This window comes from Halobacillus mangrovi (assembly GCF_002097535.1).
In the GTDB taxonomy this organism is placed as follows: Bacteria; Bacillota; Bacilli; order Bacillales; family Halobacillaceae; genus Halobacillus; species Halobacillus mangrovi_A.
Window position 1 is genome coordinate 876,670 of record NZ_CP020772.1, and the last position, 14,545, is coordinate 891,214.

General features: G+C 44.0%; 12 protein-coding genes. 10 read left to right on the top strand and 2 right to left on the bottom strand.

Translation table 11 applies throughout. The annotated features are described in order from the left end of the window. Positions 1-392: 392 nt before the first annotated feature. Positions 393-2,468: a 5'-nucleotidase C-terminal domain-containing protein gene (locus tag HM131_RS04385; RefSeq protein WP_232324928.1), complete on the bottom strand. Its 2,076-nt coding sequence runs from the start codon at positions 2,466-2,468 to the stop codon at positions 393-395. Positions 2,469-2,709: 241 nt separating this feature from the next. On the opposite strand from HM131_RS04385, the gene HM131_RS04390 reads away from it, so the two are divergent. The 9 genes from HM131_RS04390 to HM131_RS20880 all read left to right on the top strand — a co-directional run bounded on the left by HM131_RS04390 (position 2,710) and on the right by HM131_RS20880 (position 11,763). Beyond that, positions 2,710-3,744: an S-layer homology domain-containing protein gene (locus HM131_RS04390; RefSeq protein ID WP_085028339.1), complete on the top strand. Its 1,035-nt coding sequence runs from the start codon at positions 2,710-2,712 to the stop codon at positions 3,742-3,744. A gap of 265 nt (positions 3,745-4,009) precedes the next feature. After that, the gene (locus HM131_RS04395) at positions 4,010-4,660 is read left to right on the top strand and encodes a sigma factor-like helix-turn-helix DNA-binding protein (protein WP_085028341.1); all 651 of its coding nucleotides are present in this window, start codon (positions 4,010-4,012) and stop codon (positions 4,658-4,660) included. A 19-nt stretch (positions 4,661-4,679) separates the two neighbouring features. Then, positions 4,680-5,252: an ATP-dependent Clp endopeptidase proteolytic subunit ClpP gene (gene clpP / locus HM131_RS04400; protein ID WP_085028343.1), complete on the top strand. Its 573-nt coding sequence runs from the start codon at positions 4,680-4,682 to the stop codon at positions 5,250-5,252. A 154-nt stretch (positions 5,253-5,406) separates the two neighbouring features. Then, a complete protein-coding gene (gene hutP, locus HM131_RS04405; protein ID WP_269749115.1) occupies positions 5,407-5,844 on the top strand; it encodes a histidine utilization transcription antiterminator HutP in 438 nt (145 codons plus the stop codon). Positions 5,845-5,962: 118 nt separating this feature from the next. Further along, the gene (hutH, locus tag HM131_RS04410; protein WP_085028347.1) at positions 5,963-7,504 is read left to right on the top strand and encodes a histidine ammonia-lyase; all 1,542 of its coding nucleotides are present in this window, start codon (positions 5,963-5,965) and stop codon (positions 7,502-7,504) included. Next, complete coding sequence (gene hutU, locus HM131_RS04415; protein WP_085028349.1) at positions 7,488-9,143, top strand: urocanate hydratase; 1,656 nt, start codon at positions 7,488-7,490, stop codon at positions 9,141-9,143. The genes hutH and hutU overlap by 17 nt, the downstream gene beginning before the upstream one ends. A 53-nt stretch (positions 9,144-9,196) precedes the next feature. Then, positions 9,197-10,471, top strand: a complete 1,275-nt coding sequence (gene hutI, locus HM131_RS04420; RefSeq protein ID WP_085028351.1) for an imidazolonepropionase — start codon at positions 9,197-9,199, stop codon at positions 10,469-10,471. After that, the gene (gene hutG / locus HM131_RS04425) at positions 10,434-11,372 is read left to right on the top strand and encodes a formimidoylglutamase (RefSeq protein ID WP_085028353.1); all 939 of its coding nucleotides are present in this window, start codon (positions 10,434-10,436) and stop codon (positions 11,370-11,372) included. Before hutI ends, hutG begins: the two co-directional genes overlap by 38 nt. Positions 11,373-11,616: 244 nt before the next feature. After that, positions 11,617-11,763: a hypothetical protein gene (locus HM131_RS20880; protein ID WP_198162713.1), complete on the top strand. Its 147-nt coding sequence runs from the start codon at positions 11,617-11,619 to the stop codon at positions 11,761-11,763. Positions 11,764-12,048: 285 nt separating this feature from the next. Here the strand turns inward: HM131_RS20880 and HM131_RS04430 are convergent, their stop codons facing one another. After that, positions 12,049-13,416 (bottom strand): TrkH family potassium uptake protein, encoded by a 1,368-nt coding sequence (locus HM131_RS04430; RefSeq protein ID WP_085028355.1) that lies wholly within the window; start codon positions 13,414-13,416, stop codon positions 12,049-12,051. Between the two features lie 225 nt (positions 13,417-13,641). Here HM131_RS04430 and cidR point away from each other — a divergent pair, with 225 nt between their 5' ends. After that, on the top strand, positions 13,642-14,538 hold the full coding sequence (gene cidR, locus HM131_RS04435; protein WP_085028357.1) for a cidABC operon transcriptional activator CidR: 897 nt from the start codon (positions 13,642-13,644) through the stop codon (positions 14,536-14,538). Positions 14,539-14,545: the final 7 nt, after the last annotated feature.

The following is a 14,545-nucleotide window of genomic DNA, read 5'->3' on the forward strand; positions in this document are numbered from 1 at the left end:
TTTCCATTTTTGTGATCATTCGTTATCTAGTAACAGGTAAGGTGTTCCTGAAAATCCCTCGCTTTCCACGGAGAAGGTGCACACCTATAAAGAGTTAACCCTTATGAAGAATATTTCGAATGGCAAATATGGCAAGGTACATTAGGGGACAGCGAGACTCCTGTGGGATATGCGGGTTAGGTGAGACCCCGGAGAGCGATAGCTCGAGGAGGCTCAGCGCACGCCCACGGAAAGCGAGTTGTTCCCCAATGTACCTTTCCCACTCAAACATCTTTAAATCAACAAATAACTGTTATGGATTAAAAAGAGATCAAAGGACCAAAAATGCACTCATTATCAAAGCCAACAAGTAGAGGCTCTCCCTTATTGGGAAAGCCTCTTTTTGTTCTAAATTATTTCACTTCTTGCAAGAACAAATCGATCACTTTAGCACTCTGTTGACGTGTAGCCTCACCAAATGGTTCAAAAGTGGTCTCATTGTGACCTTGCATGAATCCAAGGGAGTAGACATCCTGAATCGCATCAAGCGCTTCGCGGTCAACATTGTCGAGATCTGTGAATGGTAAGTCGTTTGTACCGCCGACAGTAGTACCAGTTTGTTTTTCATAAGCACGTTTGATCATCAATGCCATTTCGTCGCGGTCTACCTCCATATTTGGACGGAACGTATTATCTTCATGTCCTTTAATTAATCCGTGTTCATATGCAGCATTGATTGCTTCTTGCATATCTTCTCTTACATATTTCAAATCTGAGAATGGAGCTTCTTCTGTCGCTTCTAATCCTAGACCGCGGACAAGCATCGCAGCGAATTGTAAGCGAGTCAGCGTTTTCTTAGGTCCAAACATGTCTTCAGTCATACCGTTCACGATGCCATGTCCGTAAAGGCGTTCAATGTGGTCATATCCCCAGTTATCACGGCTTACATCGTTAAATGGAAGGTGGATATTTACTCTGTTCTCATCGCCCATATTGATTGGGGAATTCGCTTTAATATAGCTCTTCATAATCTCTTCAAGCGCATCGTACTCATTCACTAACTCTGTGTCAGGGAACATATCGTAGTCGTCTCCACCAGCAGCCAGGAAGTCATTCGTTGCAACGGTATATTCTTTGGTGAGGTCAACTTTCTGACCTTGAATCATTAAGTCTTTAACACGGTTTCCTTTTTCAGCTCTAGGATCTATTGAGAACGTCATTCCTGCTACGTGAGGGAAAGCACCTTTTGTTGCAGGATAATCGCTTACTCCGTGTTCAAGGGCATCCTTAACCGTTTGTCCAGTCATCTTCTTCGTTACAAGGTAGTTGCCGAATGGAGATACATTGATAATTTCTCCTAATGTAATTTCACCTTTATCAATGGAAGCACGGATTCCGCCTCCGTTAGTAATCGCAAGATCGGCACCTGATTCAGCAAGCATGGCGTTTGTGATCAAGTTTCCAAGATTCGTTTCGCTGGTACGAACAGAGCCGCGCTCTCCATTAAGGATAACTTCTGAGCTTCCTACGACCTCTGACATGATTTCATCCTGCTCAGCTTCGATATCAGTGATGACATCTTCCATTTCAGGATCTTTGTTTGTATCAGCAGCTTCTTCTTTTGTAATACGAGTTGGATTGATGGTAGTCAAATTCTTCTCTCCATCAAATTCAAGGTCAACAATCCCAAGGTTTTTCGTATATTCCCCTGCACTGACAATCATCGTACTTGTACCATTGTCATCTGTATGATCAACGGTGTGGCTGTGACCATCGACGATTAAGTCGATACCTTCTACGTTGTCAGCAAGCTTGATGGATGTTTCTGTGCTGGAAGCATCCGTGCCCAGGTGAGTAAGAGCGATAACCATGTCTACATTCTCTTCTTCGCGAAGTTTTTTGACCATGGCTTTTCCTTCATCAACGATGTCTGTGAATTCTAGACCTGTAATGTTGTTAGGGTTCGTTTTGTAGGTAGTTTCTGGAGTAGTTAGACCAAAGACACCGATCTTAACGCCGTCAACCTCTTTAACGAAATGGGTGTCTAAAAATTGGTTGTTTGTATCTTCGTGGCGGATATTTGCGCTGATCACTGGGAAGTTAGCCATATCTCTCAGTTCTAGCAGACGATCCTGGCCATAGTTAAAGTCATGATTTCCGGCAGCCATTCCGTCATATTCCAGCTGATTCATAATATCAACGATACTAGAACCTTCTTCAAGTGTAGCGAAAGGAGTTCCGTGGAAGGTATCACCTGCGTCTAAAAGCAGGGTGTTCGGGTTTTCCGCTTGAATATCCTCTGCCAAAGTAGCTAGTTTCGAGAATCCCATACCGTCATAGGCACCTTCAAATACACGACCATGAGAATCATTGGTATGTAGGATCGTGATTTTTGTGTTTTCAGCGGCTTGTACAAAATTCGTAGATGTACTAAAGCCAGTGACGGCCAAAAGCATGACAAATAAAGCCAACACACTTTTCTTAAACATGTGCACGAAAAATTCCTCCTTGATGTGGTTTAGTTTTTTCCAACATTTCTATTATAATCTATGAAATCGATTCAAAGCACTAAAATAGTAGATTTATTTACAAAATAATTACAGAATTTTATAAACATTTTAAAAAGATTAGTAGATTTGATGAACACCCTCAAGAGGGAATTGACTTCCTCGAATAGAATATATAAAACTAGTATTATAGAAACTATTTACAAAAGAGGAGGAATAATCATTGAAATTCATAGGGTCGACGATTTTTTCTTTAGCTCTCATGCTTTCTGTTTTTACTGGAACGGCAAGCGCATCAAGCACCTTCCAGGACGTCGATCAAGTTCCTTGGGCAGTCGAGGAAATTGAATACTTACATGATCAAGGCATTGTTCAGGGATATGGGGACGGGCGGTTTGGACCCGAGGATAACATTACTCGCGCTCAGGCAGCGTTAATGCTTGTCAATGCTCTGTATCCAAACGAACAAGCAAACCAGGCACCAGCTTTCAGTGATGTATCAGGAGACAATTTTTACGCGAATGCTATTGCTTTAGCGAATGAAAAAGGCCTGATTAGTGGGTATCCGAATGGAACATTCAAGCCTTCTGAATCGATTACAAGAGCTGAAGCGGCTGTAATCATTGATAACGCCTACGATGTAGAAAGAGCAGGCGGTGCGGTGGAGTTCAGCGATGTGGCATCCATAAAGTGGGCGCAAGGATCCGTTCTTGATTTATCGTCTCAGCAAATCATCAACGGGTATCCAGACGGAACCTTTAGGCCAAACCACAGTATTGATCGAGCTGAATATGCAGTAATGGTAGCAGCAGCGATGGACCAATCGTTTATCAAACAAGAAGAGCAAACCTCTGATTCTGGTAATCAAGAGATAACGGCATTTGAGAAACAAGTAGTTGTACTGACGAACGAAGAAAGAACAAGCAGAGGTTTGGAACCGCTGACAATCGATACAGAATTATCGAAGGTCGCTGACGAGAAATCTCGAGACATGATTAATAAAGGGTATTTTGCACACGAATCGCCGACGTACGGCTCACCGTTTGATATGATGGGCGAATTTGGAATCACTTATGAGAGTGCCGCTGAAAATATCGCAGCAGGCATGCAGACTCCAGAGGGAGTAGTCAATGCGTGGATGGATAGTCCAGGACATAAAATGAATATCTTAGATCCTGATTTGACACATATCGGGATTGGTCACGTGGAAGGTGGAGGTTACGGCCACTACTGGACACAAATGTTTATACAAAAATAAACTAAAAGCTGCTGGGGAAATTCCTCAGCAGCTTTTTTCTGAGGTAGGGAGGGGATATCAGGGTATAGTAATGAATAATAAGATATGGAAGGAGTGTCACATGTCTGAGCCGAATTTTTATAAAGGATGCTTGTGGGGGACACTGATTTCAATTCCATTATGGATCCTCGGGTTATTAACAGCGTGGAAATTTTTTAAATAACCCCTATCTTTTTTTACTTCATAACCGTTTATAAGGGTGAGAGGTTTGGAAAGGAGTAGAGAAATGAACCGGTTAACCGTTTTAAAAACCAAAAGCAATCATCAGCTTCCGGAAAACTGGTGGGAGAATCTACAGCGGTATGGACTATTTTTATCAAAGAATCAGTGGGATGGAGAAGACCTGGCGCAAGAAGCCATTACGAAGGCACTTCTTAAGTACCCACAGGAAGAGTGGTCGCTTGCACTGTTGAAAAAAGTGACTTATCACACGTGGATTGATCAAATGCGTAAACGAGAAAAGGAAGAACTCAGTGAATCTGTTAACGAAATGAAACCGAACATAGATGTACGTCTTAATGAAGAAGCGCTCGATCAATTACTGACTCAGCTCACAGCAAAACAGGCAGTCACCTTTTTCCTGAAGGAAGTCTTCCTTTACAAGTCTCATGAATTGGCTGATTATCTCGGCATGAGTGAAGAAGCTGTGAAAGGTACACTGCAAAGAGCAAAACGCAGACTTCACTACAAAGGAATACGATCGATTCAGCCGATGGATGAGGAGGATTATGAAGTACTTTATCCACTATTCAGAAACGCTTTGATAACGAATGATCCTTCCCGGTTGTTAGAGATAGCTCTATTGCTCAAAGGATTCACTTCTACTCGAATCCTTTCCAAAAAACAAAGCTTCTCTCCTATGTGCGCAGCTGCTTAGGATTTAGGAGGATAAAACGATGGCTACGATTCCGTATGTCATTGAACAAGTAAGAAACGGTGAACGTTCCTATGATATTTATTCCCGGTTGTTAAAAGATCGTATTGTCATACTAGGGGATGAAATTAATGATCATGTAGCGAATACAGTCGTTGCTCAGCTATTGTTTTTATCAGCTGATGATCCAGATAAAGATATTTCCCTTTATATTAATAGTCCGGGCGGCTCTACGTCAGCAGGGTTTGCCATCTTTGACACGATGAAGCACATCAAGCCTGATGTCCGGACCATTTGTACTGGGATGGCCGCCTCCTTTGGAGCGATATTGTTACTGGCAGGGGAAAAAGGCAAGCGTTATGCCCTTCCAAATAGTGAAGTAATGATTCACCAGCCGCTTGGCGGAGCTAAAGGACAGGCGACAGATATTGAAATTTCCGCCCGTCGGATATTGAAGCTGAAAGACCAGGTCAATCAAATTATTGCCGATCACACAGGCCAGTCACCAGAAAAAGTACGTGAAGATATGGAACGGGATTACTTCATGAGTGCCGAAGAAGCAAAAGACTATGGCATCATCGATCAAATCCTGTAGTAGATGAGGATATTTACTATTAACCCCCTCAGGTCATCCAGATTCTGGATGACCTGAGGGGGGTGTTTATTCCAGAAGCTAATATTGACAGAAATTTAAGAAAGCGGTTACAATTTAAGTAGTTATTAGTTATGAGACGAATGTGGTGAATGAGATGACGCAGAAAATTCAAATCGGCAAACTGGCTATGCTTGTAGCTTCGCTCACCCCTGATGAGCTTGAGCCTTTTGCTGCTTCACTTGAAGAAGTTCAGTATTGTCAGGGAAAAGCGGGTTCCATGGATATTCAGAAGGTCATTGCGGCAGTAGAGACCGCAGCGAAACGAAACGGAATCATTTCGCAAGATGTGTACAGGGAAACACACGCCTTGTATCACGCCATTTTAGAGTCCCTTGAGGGGGTTATGCGCGGTCAGCTTGGCGTCGGTAATATGATGCGTACGGTTGGACTTCGCTTTGCTATTGTCCGGGGAGAGCCTTATGACCGTAAAGAGGAAGGCGACTGGATTGCTGTCGCTTTTTACGGAACAATTGGAGCCCCGGTTAAAGGTTTGGAACACGAGACATTTGGACTTGGTATTAATCATATATAAATAAGTAAGTAGCCTATAGTCATAAGTTATGAGGAGGCGACAATGGTATTTCTATGCCATTGTCGTCTCTTTTTTTAGTCAAATGTCTTAAGAACATAAAAAGAAAGGGGGAGAGGATATGATTGTTTTAGACGGAAATCATTTATCAATCGAGCAGATGAAAGAGATTTGCTTTCAGCATGAAGCTGTCAAAATTTCTGAAGAAAGCCTGCAGAACGTCCGTGCTAGTCGTCGTTCTGTCGAGGCTATTGTTAAAAATGGAGATACGGTTTACGGCATTAACACAGGCTTCGGCAAGTTGAGCGATGTAAGAATTCCCGATCAGGAAGTCGATACATTACAGCTCCATTTGATCCGCTCTCATGCGTGTGGAGTCGGGGAGCCTTTTCCAGAAGTAGTCAGCCGAGCGATGACGGTGCTTCGGTTGAATGCTTTGCTGAAAGGTGTGTCTGGAGTAAGAGAAGAGATCGTCGTCCGTTTATGCGAACTCGTGAACTTGCACATACATCCGAGAATTCCATCTCAGGGATCCCTTGGTGCTTCCGGGGATTTAGCACCTTTATCCCATTTAGCGCTCGTGCTTATGGGGGAAGGAGAAGTTTTTTATAAAGGTGAGGTTCATAAGACTGTTTATATTTACGAAAAACTGGGGCTCAAGCCGATTCAATTGAAAGCGAAGGAAGGGTTAGCTCTTATTAATGGCACGCAGGCGATGACAGCTGTGGGGGTCATAAATTATATCGAAGCGGAACAGCTGGCTTTAGCTTGCGACTGGGCTGGTTCGATGACGCTGGAAGCACTGGAAGGAATCATTGACGCCTTTCACCCTGCGATCCACGAAGCAAGAGGTTACAAAGAACAAATGGAAGTGGCAAGAAGAATCCGGGAGATTACAGCAGGCAGCCGCCTCCTCACCTACCAGGGGGAAAAGCGTGTGCAAGACGCTTACTCGCTCCGCTGCATTCCTCAAGTTCACGGGGCCACGTGGCAAACGCTCTCGTATGTCAAAGACAAACTGGAAATTGAAATGAATGCGGCAACGGATAATCCTCTTATTTTAAATGAAGGGAGTCTTGTCGTTTCCGGAGGTAACTTCCACGGACAGCCAATTGCTTTAGCGATGGACTTTTTAAAAATCGGTATGAGTGAGCTGGCAAACATATCAGAGCGTAGAGTCGAACGGTTGGTCAATCCGCAGTTGAACGACCTGCCGCCTTTTCTCAGTGTCGATCCTGGTGTGCAGTCTGGAGCTATGATTATGCAATATGTCGCAGCTTCGCTTGTGTCGGAAAATAAAACCCTTGCCCATCCGGCAAGTGTAGATTCGATTCCTTCCTCAGCCAATCAAGAAGATCATGTAAGCATGGGGACAATCGGTGCCAGGCATGCCTCAATGATCATTGAAAATGCGTACAAAGTCGTAGCGATTGAACTCATTTGCGCCATGCAGGCCTTAGAGTATCGAGGGATAGAAAAAGCAGCTCCTGTAACGAAGAGTTTGTGGGAAGCAGCGAGGACCATCGTGCCTTCTATAGTAGAAGATCGCGTCTTTTCAAACGATATTGATAAACTGACGAAATGGCTGAAAGGGGATCAGTTTGAATGGAATGCGTGGCAATCGTATTCAGAAGGGGGAAGGCATTATGTCGAAAACACGTAGTATAAGCGCGAAACGAGGTACGGATCTTGAATGTCTCGGTTGGGAGCAGGAAGCTGTCTTACGAATGTTATGCAACAACCTTGATCCGGAAGTCGCTGAAAAACCCGAGGAACTGGTCGTTTATGGAGGAATAGGGAAAGCGGCACGAAACTGGGAGTCTTTCGAGGCTATCGTCACAACATTAAAGCAGCTGAAAAAAGATGAAACGATGCTGGTCCAATCAGGAAAGCCTGTTGGAGTATTTCGAACACATGAAGCAGCTCCTAGAGTGCTACTGTCCAATTCAGTACTCGTTCCAAAATGGGCTAACTGGGAGCACTTTCACGAGCTCGACCGGAAAGGATTGATGATGTATGGCCAAATGACAGCAGGAAGCTGGATCTACATCGGCTCTCAAGGAATTTTACAAGGGACCTACGAGACGTTTGCATCGCTTGCAGAGAAACATTTTGGTGGTACGTTAAAAGGAACGATCACTCTGACGGCAGGCCTTGGAGGCATGGGAGGAGCACAGCCTTTAGCAATCACGATGAACAATGGAGTTGTCATCGCAGTGGAGATAGACGCTGATCGGATTCAAAAACGTTTAGCTTCAGGATATTGCGACCAGAAAGCTAACTCCATTGACGAAGCCCTGCTAATGGCAGAGGAAGCGAAACAGCAGGGCAAGCCGCTTTCCATTGCTCTCTTAGGAAATGCCGCTGAAATCCATCATCAATTGCTGGATAAAGGCGTAGAGATTGATATAGTTACGGATCAGACATCCGCTCACGACCCTTTAAATGGTTACATTCCAGAAGGGTTTTCACTAGCTGAAGCCGCAGAACTCCGCCAAAAAGATACGGAACGATATGTGCAGTTAGCCTCAAAATCTATGGCGAAACACGTAAAAGCGATGCTTGCTTTTCAAAAGAAAGGCTCTATTGTCTTTGACTACGGCAATAACATTCGCCAGGTGGCCTTTGATGAAGGGGTGAAAGATGCGTTCGCTTTCCCGGGGTTTGTCCCTGCCTACATCCGCCCGTTATTTTGTGAAGGGAAGGGACCGTTCCGCTGGGCGGCTTTATCTGGAGATCCAGAGGATATCTACCGTACGGATCGGCTGATTAAAGAACTTTTTCCGGATAATGACAAGCTGATCAGGTGGATCGATATGGCACAGGAAAAAGTCCAGTTCCAGGGACTTCCTTCAAGAATATGCTGGCTCGGTTATGGTGAGCGTGCAAAAATGGGTCTCGCCATCAATGAACTGGTCAAAACCGGTGAATTAAAAGCGCCTATTGTCATTGGAAGAGACCACCTGGACTGCGGATCGGTCGCTTCCCCAAATAGAGAAACAGAAGCGATGAAAGATGGCAGTGACGCTGTGGGAGACTGGGCGGTATTGAATGCGCTCATCAACACAGCAGCTGGTGGTTCGTGGATTTCCTTCCACCATGGCGGCGGTGTTGGTATGGGTTACTCACTTCATGCAGGTATGGTCGCTGTCGCCGACGGTACGGACCTGGCAAAAGAACGATTAGAACGCGTATTGACGACAGATCCTGGTATGGGAATTTTAAGGCATGCTGACGCTGGTTATGAAAAAGCAGAAGAGATGGCGAAAAAGCATCACATTGGAATTTTTGATCAATCATAATTCATTTAAGATGAAAAAATAATCATCTGCCATAGAAGGAGGTACGGCCAATCATGTACGATACATTAATCACAAATATCAGTCAGCTCATTCTTCCTGAGAAAGGACCTCTCAAAGGGGAAGCAATGAAGAAATTAAATGTAAAAGAAAACGCGGCAGTAGCGTTGGAAGACGGGAAAGTGGCATGGATAGGAAGCGCCACAGAAAGAGTAGAAGCCAATGAAATCATCGATGCAAAGGGCAATGTCGTTTCCCCTGGACTCGTCGATCCCCATACTCACCTCATCTTTGGAGGATCGCGTGAAGAAGAGCTTGCTTTAAAACAACAAGGAGTTCCTTACCTCGAGATTTTGAAACAAGGAGGAGGAATCCTCTCAACCGTTAGGGCTACTAGAAAAGCAACGGAAGAGGAGCTCCTGGAAAAAGGGAAGTTTTTCTTAGAACGAATGGCATCCTACGGCGTGACTACTCTTGAAGCGAAAAGCGGCTATGGCTTGGATAAAGAAACGGAGCTTAAGCAATTGAAAGTCGCTAAGCGGTTAAATGAAGACAGCATGCTCGACATTGTGTCTACGTACCTTGGACCTCATGCGATTCCGCCTGAGTACAAACGGGATCCTGAAAGCTTCCTGACTCAAATGATCGCTTTGTTAGAAGAAGTCCACAGAAATGATTTAGCTCACTTTACGGATATTTTCTGTGAAACAGGAGTGTTTACAATTGAGCAGTCGAGACGCTTTATGCAAGCTTCCAAAGCGCTCGGATTTCAAACGAAAATTCATGCCGATGAAATCGATCCATTAGGAGGTACGGAGCTCGCCGTTGAAATGGGATCTGTGTCTGCGGACCACCTCGTTGCAGCTTCAGAGCAGGGGATTCAGGATTTAGCTTCTTCAGAAACAGTGGCTGTCCTTTTACCGGGGACAACATTTTACCTTGGAAAAGATACGTATGCCCCTGCTAGAAAAATGATTGACTCCGGAGCAGCGGTAGCGCTCGCTACCGATTTCAATCCGGGCAGCTGTGTGACTGAAAACCTGCAAATGATCATGTCGTTAGCTGCGTTAAAGCTGAAAATGACGCCGGAAGAAATTTGGAATGCGGTAACCGCTAATGCTTCGTTTGCGATAGGTAGAGAGGATTTGGCAGGCCAGGTAGAGGTGGGGGCTGCTGCCGATCTAGTCCTATGGGAGGCACCGAATTATAAATACATCCCGTACCATTTTGGCACCAACCATGTGAAGACAGTGTGGAAGCGCGGCGAAAAGATTTGGGAACGGGGGGAGTGTCATGTCTTTTCAGTACCTCAATCCGAGAGCCAGTCCTAAATTTAAAGACCGCTACACAACAAAAGCGGATGAATCGAGACTTTTTTATGAAAAAGGGAGAAAAGGCGATATTGGTGTAGTTGGATTGCCCTTTTCTAAATCATCGATTTCCTTTTCGATGGCATCAGAAGCACCCAAAACAATTCGGAAGGCACTTGGAGCGTTCAGTACGTATGACGGCAGCCGTGATCGTGATTTCTCTGAAGTAGTCTGGCTGGATTATGGGGACGTACAAACACATCCTACAGATCTTGAGGAAACGCTGCATCGGCTGAAACAAAGCGTAACCGATATGATCGATACAGAAGCTTGCAGCCGGTATATCGTACTAGGAGGCGACCATGGCATCAGCTTCCCATCTATTTCTGCTTTTCAAAAGAAATATGGAAGGGTTGGCGTGATACAGTGGGATGCCCACCACGATTTGCGAAATTTGGACGATGGGGGACGTACGAATGGTACACCCTTTCGTAGTTTGATTGAGGCTGGCGTGTTAAAAGGAGAGGACCTTGTACAAATTGGTATACGAGATTTCTCAAACGCAAAGGCCTATTCTGATTACGCCAAAGAGCAAGGCGTCCGCTTTTATACAATGGGGGATGTGGAGCGGCAAGGGCTGGACGCTGTGGTGGCAAAAGAGATAGAAAGATTGAAAGACAAAGTCGATATAATCTATCTTTCCGTCGATATGGATGTGGTGGATCAAGCATTTGCGCCAGGGTGTCCAGCGGTGGGACCAGGAGGCATGACGAGTCGTGAATTGCTTTCAAGTGTAGCTACGGCCTCCAGACACACCCTAGTCAAAGCTATGGATATTGTCGAAGTGGATCCTTCTAAGGACGTGAGAGATATTACGAGTAGATTGGCTGCTCACGTGATGATGAGGTTCATGTATCAATGATAATAGGTGGTAAGAACTAGAAATGAAAGAGTAGATTCGCATATAGTTTCCTGAAATTCGAAATTTTGTTAAAAAAACTGAGTTTTCGTTCTAGAAATACCCACTCTCCTTTTTGATTAATTGAAAATAAGAAAGAAAAAATCCTGACGATGACTTACATACGTCAGGATTTTTTTATGTCATGATAGAGGTACTAGATATGGAACCCCTGTCTGCTTCAGTTTGTTAACGGGAGTGAATCAGAATGGTAGAATGGGTAGGAACCTGCAGCCGGTGCGGCCGTGGGATTTATTGCAGGGATGGCTTTCTTGATGGAGTGATTGAGGAAGATCAATCGTTAGTCTGTTTCAACTGTGATCAGAAGGAAAAAATATCTAGTTCAGATTCATAGGTTATAAAATTCTTATAATATGGGTATTCTATAACTATTAAGATATTCAAGGAAGCGGAGGTCATCAAAATGTTTAAAGAAAATGATTTCTTAACAGGTTTGAGATGGTCCCTGATATTGAGTATTCCTTTATGGTGTTCGTTCTTTGGCTGGATTAAAATATTACACAGAGTCATTAGTTAAAACTCATATAAATGAAATCGCTTACAAGAAAAGACACTTAAAAACCCCCACTCGGGTCGTTCCAAAATCTGGATGACCTGAGGTGGGGGTTTTTTACATTTTTTATCCGATGATCATTTGTTCACGCGGGTAGCGGTAATTGTCGGTGATTACCCGGCCTCTTAAGATAAAGAGGAAGGAGAAAATACCGATTCGCCCGACAAACATTAAGAAAATGATGATGATTTTTCCTGCTGTATGAAGGTCAGAGGTGATCCCCATCGAGAGCCCTGTCGTCCCGAACGCGGAGCAAGCTTCAAATATAATCTGTAAAAGTGTAAACTGCGGCTCGAAAACATTCAATAAAATAATGGCTCCGCCGGTGAGCATCATTGCTGTCGTAATGACGATATACGAGCGGAAAATATCATCTTCATGAATTTCTCTCCGGAAGACTCGGACATGACTCTTCCCTCTGGCATAAGCCAGAATACTCAAGAGCATAATCGCAAACGTCGTCGTCCGGATCCCTCCTCCAACACTGCTCGGGGAAGCACCGATAAACATGAGTATACAGATGACAAGCAGCGTAGGAGACGTGAACTCCGCAACGTCCATCGTAGCTAATCCCCCATTACGAGTGGTTACCGACTGGAAAAATGCATAGAAGAAGGATTCATGCCACGATTTATCACTAAAAAAGTGAGTCCGGTCGAATAAGTAAATAAGAATCGTGCCGATCACAACTAAGGCAGCAAACGTGATCGAGGTCAACTTTGTAAACAGTGAAAATGTAAAGAAATCTTCCTGTTTTTTGGTTAAATAATCTTTGACTTCAATTAAAACAGGGAAACCAATAGCCCCGAGCGTCAATAACAAGATATTAATGAACTGGACAAAATAATCGGTCTCAAACATGACGAGCGATGAGCCTGTGATATCAAACCCTGCATTCGTCGTAGCACTGACAGAAGCGAATGCTCCTTGAATGAACGCTTCACTGACACTAGGGAAATACTGCGTAAAATAAATACCTAAAATAATGGCACCAATGATTTCGATGATGACGATGATAAGTAAGATCTGCCGGATCAGCTTAACCATACCGGCAAAGGTCGAGCGGTTCTGGTCTGTTTTAATCAGTTGCCTTCGTTTAAGGCCGATTCTTTGCCCAAGCAAAAGCCAAATAAAGGTACCGAGGGTCATTACACCAATTCCGCCGAACTGGAGAATGAACATCAAGACAAAATAACCAGCTGTATTAAAGGTTTCTGCTGTTGATGTAACCGTCAGTCCGGTTACACTAATTGCACTTACAGCCGTGAATAAGCTATCAATGAAACTCAAGTGAACCCCTTTTCTATGCAAAAAAGGCATATTAATCAACAATGTTGAAATGAGCGCCGCTGACACATAGAACAATACGATGATCTGGAAAGGGGAAAGCCGATCAAAGAAGCGTTTCGCCTTGAAAGTGACGGACCGTGCCATAATGAGTTCTCCTTAAAGTTAAAATTTCTGACAAAAAAGTCTTATGTATGAATTTTATAGCTATTGACGCAGCTTAGCAAGGAGCAAACAAAGGAGTCCATTATGCAATGGAAAAACATGGATGACCTGAGGTGACAGAATATCCCAACTTTATCTCTTGCTTTGCTGTGTGCAGGTTTTCTATGATGGGGATAGAATTCATGGAGAGAGGCAGAGTGAGGAAGCTTGGATATCAGGCATTTACAATATTTCATCGAAGTATCTCGGTTCAACAGTTTTACGAGAGCGGCAGAACACTTATACATAAGTCAACCAACCATCAGTAAAATGATCAAGAATCTAGAATCAGATCTTGGCGTAGAACTATTTGAAAGGTCACGTAAACAAATCACGTTAACGGATGCAGGGCGCGTCATCCTAGCTCAAGCTCAAGTTATCAATAAAGCGTTCAACAACCTCCAGACTCAGCTGGATGACCTTCTTGGTTTGCAGAAAGGTCATATACGAATCGGTCTTCCTCCAATTATGGATGCAGAACAGTTCTTTCATATCCTAGGGGGCTTTCACAACCAGTATCCGAACATTACTTTCCAGCTCATCGAGAACGGAGCGAAAAAAATTGAAGAGAATATCCTTGCTGATGAGCTTGATGTCGGGATTACCGTTCTGCCCACAAAAGAAGACTTCGATTACTTTTTCTTATTACGAGAGGAGCTTAAAGTCGTCTTGCCGCCTTCTCACACTCTTTACGAAAGAGAGGAAATAAAACTAGAGGAGTTAAAGGAAGAATCCTTCATTATGTTTAACAAAGATTTCGTACTTAATGACAGGATTACGGGCGCATGTAAAGAAGCTGGATTTCTTCCTAAAGTCATTTCTAAGAGTTCCCAATGGGACTTTATTGGAAAAATGATCGCTTCGAACCTCGGCATTTCCATTCTGCCAACTAGCGTTTCCAAACTCCTCAAAGAAGATGTTAAGGCGGTCAAAGTCACCAATCCATCCGTAGAGTGGGAGCTTGCCATCATCTGGCCTAAGGAGCGATACCTCTCCTATGCCACAAAAGAATGGCTCACCTATACACAAACCCGGTTGACCGCAGACCCACAAAAGCCCAGCTGAATAATAT

Excerpts from the sequence above, each read along its gene's own strand:
- hutP (WP_269749115.1), top strand. The coding sequence starts at position 5,407 with ATGACGCAGAAAATTCAAATCGGCAAACTGGCTATGCTTGTAGCTTCG.
- clpP (WP_085028343.1), top strand. The coding sequence starts at position 4,680 with ATGGCTACGATTCCGTATGTCATTGAACAAGTAAGAAACGGTGAACGT.
- HM131_RS04395 (WP_085028341.1), top strand. The coding sequence starts at position 4,010 with ATGAACCGGTTAACCGTTTTAAAAACCAAAAGCAATCATCAGCTTCCG.
- HM131_RS04385 (WP_232324928.1), bottom strand. The coding sequence starts at position 2,468 with ATGTTTAAGAAAAGTGTGTTGGCTTTATTTGTCATGCTTTTGGCCGTC.
- hutG (WP_085028353.1), top strand. The coding sequence starts at position 10,434 with ATGTCTTTTCAGTACCTCAATCCGAGAGCCAGTCCTAAATTTAAAGAC.
- hutU (WP_085028349.1), top strand. The coding sequence starts at position 7,488 with ATGTCGAAAACACGTAGTATAAGCGCGAAACGAGGTACGGATCTTGAA.
- HM131_RS20880 (WP_198162713.1), top strand. The coding sequence starts at position 11,617 with ATGGTAGAATGGGTAGGAACCTGCAGCCGGTGCGGCCGTGGGATTTAT.
- HM131_RS04430 (WP_085028355.1), bottom strand. The coding sequence starts at position 13,416 with ATGGCACGGTCCGTCACTTTCAAGGCGAAACGCTTCTTTGATCGGCTT.
- hutI (WP_085028351.1), top strand. The coding sequence starts at position 9,197 with ATGTACGATACATTAATCACAAATATCAGTCAGCTCATTCTTCCTGAG.
- hutH (WP_085028347.1), top strand. The coding sequence starts at position 5,963 with ATGATTGTTTTAGACGGAAATCATTTATCAATCGAGCAGATGAAAGAG.